This window comes from Leptolyngbya sp. Heron Island J (genome assembly GCF_000482245.1).
Classification (GTDB): Bacteria; Cyanobacteriota; Cyanobacteriia; order Phormidesmidales; family Phormidesmidaceae; genus Leptothoe.
This window is the reverse complement of the sequence record NZ_AWNH01000018.1, coordinates 21,760-27,973: the sequence shown is the minus strand read 5'-3', so window position 1 is coordinate 27,973 and position 6,214 is coordinate 21,760. Positions and strand designations below refer to the sequence as shown.

7 protein-coding genes are annotated in these 6,214 nt (G+C 49.3%); 5 read left to right on the top strand and 2 right to left on the bottom strand.

Going from position 1 to position 6,214, the window contains the following annotated elements; translation table 11 throughout:
* Positions 1 to 835, bottom strand: an 835-nt coding sequence (locus N836_RS45800; protein ID WP_023071377.1) for an IS256 family transposase, incomplete at its 3' end; no start/stop codon positions are given.
* A gap of 20 nt (positions 836 to 855) precedes the next feature.
* Between N836_RS45800 and N836_RS45795 the strand changes: the two genes are divergently transcribed.
* From N836_RS45795 to N836_RS45775, 5 genes are read left to right on the top strand one after another with little or no spacing between them, the layout of a single operon-like run.
* Positions 856 to 1,320 (top strand): hypothetical protein, encoded by a 465-nt coding sequence (locus N836_RS45795; RefSeq protein WP_161634937.1) that lies wholly within the window; start codon positions 856 to 858, stop codon positions 1,318 to 1,320.
* Positions 1,317 to 2,309: a pentapeptide repeat-containing protein gene (locus N836_RS72940; RefSeq protein WP_023071375.1), complete on the top strand. Its 993-nt coding sequence runs from the start codon at positions 1,317 to 1,319 to the stop codon at positions 2,307 to 2,309. Before N836_RS45795 ends, N836_RS72940 begins: the two co-directional genes overlap by 4 nt.
* Positions 2,310 to 2,324: 15 nt before the next feature.
* Positions 2,325 to 2,912, top strand: coding sequence for a restriction endonuclease (locus tag N836_RS45785; RefSeq protein ID WP_023071374.1), 588 nt, complete (start codon positions 2,325 to 2,327; stop codon positions 2,910 to 2,912).
* Positions 2,909 to 3,472, top strand: coding sequence for a hypothetical protein (locus N836_RS45780; protein ID WP_023071373.1), 564 nt, complete (start codon positions 2,909 to 2,911; stop codon positions 3,470 to 3,472). Before N836_RS45785 ends, N836_RS45780 begins: the two co-directional genes overlap by 4 nt.
* Before the next feature lie 9 nt (positions 3,473 to 3,481).
* Entirely contained in the window at positions 3,482 to 4,957 is a 1,476-nt protein-coding gene (locus N836_RS45775; protein ID WP_023071372.1) for a class I SAM-dependent DNA methyltransferase, read from the top strand.
* Between the two features lie 233 nt (positions 4,958 to 5,190).
* On the opposite strand, the gene N836_RS45770 is transcribed toward N836_RS45775, so the two are convergent.
* On the bottom strand, positions 5,191 to 6,168 hold the full coding sequence (locus N836_RS45770; protein ID WP_023071371.1) for an ABC transporter ATP-binding protein: 978 nt from the start codon (positions 6,166 to 6,168) through the stop codon (positions 5,191 to 5,193).
* Between the last annotated feature and the right edge of the window lie 46 nt (positions 6,169 to 6,214).

Sequence of the window (6,214 nt, the reverse complement as noted above, 5' to 3'; positions counted from 1 at the left end):
CTTTCCAAGGGACATACTTCATGCAGTTGCGCATCAGATGAACAATGCAGAGCTGTATTTGCGTTTTGGGATACACCGCTTCGATGGCGTTGGGAAAGCCTTTAAGCCCATCGCAACAGGCAATCAGAATATCCTTCAATCCTCGATTTTTCAGGTCGGTGAGCACTTTCAACCAGAATTTAGCACCCTCGGTTTCGGCTTCGCCTATCCATAGACCCAGCAGTTGTTTCTCGCCCTCTCGGTCAATGCCCAGGACCACGTACACCGCTCGTTTGCTTACACGGCCTGACACTTTGATATTCACGTACAGGGCATCGAGATAAACGATTGGGTAGAGCTCGTCGAGGGGACGGGCCTGCCAGGCTTTGACATCGTCGCTAACGGTATCAATCACCTCGCTAATCACCGACGCTGATATCGTGGCTCCCCCATATAATTCCTTGAGCTGGGCACTGATGTCACGAGTGCTCATCCCTCGGGCATACAGCGCCAAGATCTTTTCATCGAGTCCGGCTAATCGACGCTGATGTTTGGGCACCAGTATCGGTTCAAAGCTGCTGTTGCGGTCGCGAGGGATGGACAGTTCCAGTTCACCGTCCTCCGATTGCACCGTTTTCTTCGAGCTGCCATTGCGACTATTTCTTGGCTGCTCATCCGCTGGACTCGATTCAAGATGATGATTGAGTTCTCCCGCTAAGGCGCGTTCCACCAGGCGCTTTTTGATTTGCTTCATCAGACCCGACTCGCCCAAAATATCCTCAGGGGTGGCGCAGTCTTCCAGTAGTTCGTCTAGTAATTCATCAACGCGATTCGGTTCTTTCTTCTTACGGGCCATGAGGCGATCTCCTAATGTACATGGATGATAGATCGCTTACACAAAATTATGGACAGTCCCGACGGAAACACATTACACGTGTAGCAAGCTCAACCTCTGGTCTGCATACACTAAGCCTTTCAAAGGTGGCCTCAATACCTATCCCGTTGCCCCCTTTATCTGCACAAAAATTCATTGTTGACGAAATCGAAAAAGAGTTTTCAATTATCAATGCAATAGAGCAACTCCTCGATAAAAATCTCAAGCGTGCTGAAAAACTCCGTCAAAGCATTCTCAAAAAAGCCTTTGAAGGCAAGCTAGTTACCCAAGATCCCAATGATGAGCCAGCTTCATTACTCCTAGAACGTATCCAGGCAGAAAAAGTACAGCAGGAAGCAAAAAGTAAGAAGCGAAAGGCAACGCCTAAGAAAAAGAAATCTCGAAAAACTGCTAAGACAAAACAGCTAGAGATCACCGATGCGTCTAACGAGGAGCAGGCTTCATGAACCGCAAATCATCAAGCATCAACCAATTGCTCAGGAGAGTTACCCAAAACTGTGATCAATGGATTGGCCCAGTTGGTCTAATTCTAGGTGTCATCTGTGCCGTTACCATCGGCCTCCCCACCGGCATTGACATTTACCAAAACTGGCAAAACCTAGACCCCAAAGACCGCTCCCAAGCAGGCATTACCCTAATTCAAACCATAGCCACCATTGTCGGCGGCATCGCCATCTTCTGGAATATTGTCCTCTCCCGCCGACAGCTAGCCGCCTCCCAAGAGCATAATATTACTGAGCGTTTCTCCATTGCAGTTGAACAACTTGGCCATGAGCAAACTGCTGTCCGTATCGGTGGCATCTATGCTTTAGAACGCATTGCCCAGGATTCTCCTCGTGACTACTGGAGCATCATGGAAGTACTGGCTGCATTTGTACGCGATCAAAGAAGCTTAGAAGCTGATGAAAAGATAGCTCAAACTCCAATCACTTATGACAAAGATATTGAGTCAGCAATCATGGTTATTGGTCGACGAAACACCAATCTCGATCCAGAAGGATTATCTCTCTACTTTAGCTATTCTGATCTTAGGGGTATTTCTTTTTATAAAGATGACCATAGCAATGCAAGATTCGTCTGCTCTGACTTGAGAGAAGCTAACTTTTATCGCTCAAATTTACGAAATGCTCGTTTTTGGAAAGCGATACTGACCAACGCTAAATTCAATAAAGCCAACCTAAATGGAGCTAGCCTTGAAGAGGCCGATTTGAAAGGTGTTGACTTTAGTAATTGCCTTCTAGAAGGTGCGAATTTGAAAGGAGCTAACCTCAAAGGTACTTGCGGTTTAACTATTGAGCAAATTAAGTCAGCACACAACTGGCAAGCTGCAATTTATGACGATGAATTAATGGTGCAATTGAGTATAAAGGTTGGCACGCCAGGGAATAATCCAGATGATCAAAGTCTAGCAACCCAGAATCAGGAGAGCTTGTAGAGCATTACTCTGCCCATGCCCAGTGCTGCCGACTACCAAGCCAGAATTGAAACGTACGAGCGGCCAGAACTACTCCAATTCTGGCAATCAATTCAAGATCGCGACACCCCCGACTGGGCACCTGGCAAAGCCTTCGAATACTTTATTCTACGTGCCTTTCAACTCGAAGGAGCAGACATCACCTATCCCTACGGTGTCCAACTAAGCGACATGACCTCGCAGTATGCATTCACTGACGAAAACCAAACCGTCGAGCAAATCGACGGTGTTGTCTATTGCGATGGTCTTACCTGCTTGATCGAAGCCAAAGACCAGACCGAGCCTCTCAACGTCGAACCCATCGCCAAAATGCGCAATCAGCTACTCCGCCGTCATGCTTCTACAATTGGAGTAGTTTTCAGCCGCAGCGGGTTCACACCACCTGCATCCATCCTGGCTCAGTACCTCAGCCCCCAAATGATTTTACTCTGGAACGGCAGCGAAATCACCTATGCCCTGGAAAAAAGCTGCATGCGGCAATCGTTGATCAGAAAATATCGCGTCTGCATCGAAAAAGGTAAACCCGACTACGACCCCAGACCGGAGGAGGCCAAAACCCTATGACTAAAGCATATATCGTTGTTGAAGGACCGTCTGATGCCGAAATCCTCCGAGCACTGCTAGATAAAACCCTGTTAGAGGATGTCAAATTTATCAACGGAGAAGGCAAGTACGGTGCAGAAACCATGGCCCGCAGCCTTCTACTAGATCGGCATCTCCCCGTTTTACTAGTTATCGATGCCGATACCAGTAACCCCGACGCTATCCATAGCTATCAGCAAGACCTGGAATTTTTAACCCACAGTGCTGCGGTGGGTACCCCCTATAAAATTTTGCAAGCCATACCAACGATTGAGGCCGTCTTCTTACAAGATCGCCCCCTGTTTGAACAACTCATCGGTCGTCAATTCACTGACTTAGAATGGCAACTCGGCCAAAAGCAACCCAGAGAACTATTAAACCAACACCCTGAAGGTGCTATTCAGTTTATCCAAGCTACTCTCAGCCAGCTAACTGAGCAAACACGTCAGACTCTGCGCCAGCATTCCCTAATCCAAGACATCACCACATTTCTTACTAACCAGGTCCACTCATCTGATAGAGTCGCCCGTACCGCCAGCTAGTTGCCCCTAATGCCTAACGAATCTGCCTCTATCGTCCAAAAACTCTGGAACTACTGCAACGTCCTCCGCGACGATGGCGTCAGCTATAGCGACTACGTTGAACAGCTCACCTACCTGCTGTTCCTCAAAATGGCCGAAGAGCAAACCACCCTGCTCGGCAAAACCGCCATCATCCCCAAAAAAAACAGCTGGCAAACCCTACTAACCAAAGCCGGAACACTCCTAGAAGATCACTACCGTAAAACCCTGGAAACCCTCGGCAAATCCCAGGGACTCCTCGGCGTCATCTTTCGCAAATCCCAAAACAAAATCCAGGACCCCGCCAAACTCGAACGCCTGCTCAAACTCATCAACGAAGAAACCTGGATCGGCCTCGACACCGACGTCAAAGGCGACATCTACGAAGGGCTGCTCCAGAAAAATGCCGAAGACACCAAAAGCGGTGCCGGACAGTACTTCACACCCCGCCCCCTGATCCAGGCCATGGTGGAAGTCATGCGCCCTCAACCGGGCGAAACCATCTGCGACCCCGCCTGCGGTACCGGCGGATTCTTCCTCGTCGCCCACGACTATCTCACCAAAACCTACCCCCTGGACAAAGCCCAAAAACGCTTCCTCCGCTACAACACCTTTCGTGGCAATGATGTCGCCGACAGCGTCGTCCGCCTCTGCGCCATGAACCTCTACCTCCACGGCATCGAAGGCAAAAACAACGAAACTATCATCGAAGCCAAAGACAGCCTACTGTCCCACCCTGGCGACTACTTCAAAATGGTGCTCACCAATCCCCCCTTCGGCAAAAAGAGCAGCATCACCATCTTTAACGAAGAAGGCAAAGCCAAAAAAGAAACCCTCACCTACGAACGCGACGGCTTCTATGCCACCACCTCTAACAAACAGCTCAACTTTTTACAGCATGTAAAAACCTTGCTAGAAATGCATGGTAGAGCCGCTGTTGTTGTTCCTGATAATGTTCTCTTTGAAGGCGGTGCAGGCGAAACCGTCCGCCGTGAGCTCCTGCAAGAGTGTGACGTCCACACCCTATTGCGTCTGCCCACTGGCATCTTCTACGCCCAGGGAGTCAAAGCTAACGTGCTCTTCTTTGACCGCAAACCCGCCAGTGATACCCCCTGGACCGAAAAACTTTGGATCTACGATCTGCGCACCAACCAACACTTCACCCTTAAAACCAACCCCCTACGCTACCCACACCTGCAAGACTTTATCCAGTGCTATAACGTTGAAAACCGTTGCGATCGCAAAGAAACCGAACAATTCAAAGCCTTCACCTATGATGAACTGGTACAACGGGACAAAGCCAACCTGGATATTTTCTGGCTTCGTGACGAAAGCCTGGAAGATTCAGAAAACTTGCCCGACCCAGATGTACTAGCCCTAGAAATTGCCGAGGACCTGGAGGCTGCACTGGAATTGTTTTCTAGCATTACTGAACAACTAGAAGAAAAATCCAGCCAGGTCGTGTAACCCATCATCCCTAGATTAAGATTGATACCACCATACACTAGGGTGCTCAGCCATTGGCTCCGATGACATGGAGAAAAGCTAGAGCAGATGGCAGAAATTTAGCAGCTATTTCATCCACCCATCCACCCATCGACTCATCCACAGACAGTGGGAAAACCTACGCCACAGAGTACTAGTGGACACCGTCATCTCTGCCATCTCTTCTGGTCATCTAGATAAGGCTGTGACCCAGGTTAACTCTGCTCTGACTCAACATCCCGCATTAAGGATAGAAAAACATCGGTCAAATCGGCTCGATCTTGTCGAATCTCTCTGATGGGTAAAGGTCGTACAATATCCAATAGCTCATAGAGTGCATCACCTGGAAAATGTACCTGGTTGTCACTCACTGTCCCGCCCAGGACCATAATTTTTTTTGCACGCTCAATGTCAATAGGCTGGCCACAGTCAATGTGATAGGCACTTCCCGAAAACTGTCGGATCAGCTCATGGGTAGGTTGCTCTGCAATAATTTGACCCTGGCGGATAATGGCCACTCGATCGGAGAGTTCTTCGGCCACATCTAACTGGTGGGTGGTCAACAAAATACCACAGCCAGCGGCGGCGATATCTCTCACTAGCGTCTTAACGGTTTCGCTAGCCTCCACATCCAACCCCAGGGTGGGTTCATCCAATAACAACAGCGTTGGCTGATGGACTAAAGCGACGGCAATGGCTAGCTTTTGCTGCATACCGCGCGACAGTTTTTGGACAGGTGTTTTACGTTTATCACTGAGGCCAAATTGTTCTAGCAGCTGTTCCCCCCGCTGGCGCGCTACCTGGCGGGGGACCTGCCGCAGCCCACCAAAATACTCAATGTTTTCCAAAGGCGTTAATCGCCAATACAAATTGCGGTTACCTTCTAAAACCGCACCTACACGCTTGAGGGCCATGGATTGCTGATGAGGATCTAGCCCGTCAATCCGGACCTGACCAGCATCGGGACGGACCAAACCGCCAATCATCTTGATAGTCGTGGTTTTACCGGCACCATTGGGGCCGAGAAAGGCTAACACTTCGCCCGCACTAATACGCAGGGAAACATCACGTACCGCATCAAACCGCTGCTTACCACGACCATAGGATTTTTTTAGATGTTGGGCATCCAGGGTGATGTTGCCTGCTAATTTCAACAGGTTTCCTGTTGCACGCATGGGCAAAGGAAGCGTCATTAAGCTTTACTCCAGTCACATGTCTGCTGCTAATGCTGCCGACACA

Excerpts from the sequence above, each read along its gene's own strand:
- N836_RS72940 (WP_023071375.1), top strand. The coding sequence starts at position 1,317 with ATGAACCGCAAATCATCAAGCATCAACCAATTGCTCAGGAGAGTTACC.
- N836_RS45785 (WP_023071374.1), top strand. The coding sequence starts at position 2,325 with ATGCCCAGTGCTGCCGACTACCAAGCCAGAATTGAAACGTACGAGCGG.
- N836_RS45770 (WP_023071371.1), bottom strand. The coding sequence starts at position 6,168 with ATGACGCTTCCTTTGCCCATGCGTGCAACAGGAAACCTGTTGAAATTA.
- N836_RS45795 (WP_161634937.1), top strand. The coding sequence starts at position 856 with ATGGATGATAGATCGCTTACACAAAATTATGGACAGTCCCGACGGAAA.
- N836_RS45780 (WP_023071373.1), top strand. The coding sequence starts at position 2,909 with ATGACTAAAGCATATATCGTTGTTGAAGGACCGTCTGATGCCGAAATC.
- N836_RS45775 (WP_023071372.1), top strand. The coding sequence starts at position 3,482 with ATGCCTAACGAATCTGCCTCTATCGTCCAAAAACTCTGGAACTACTGC.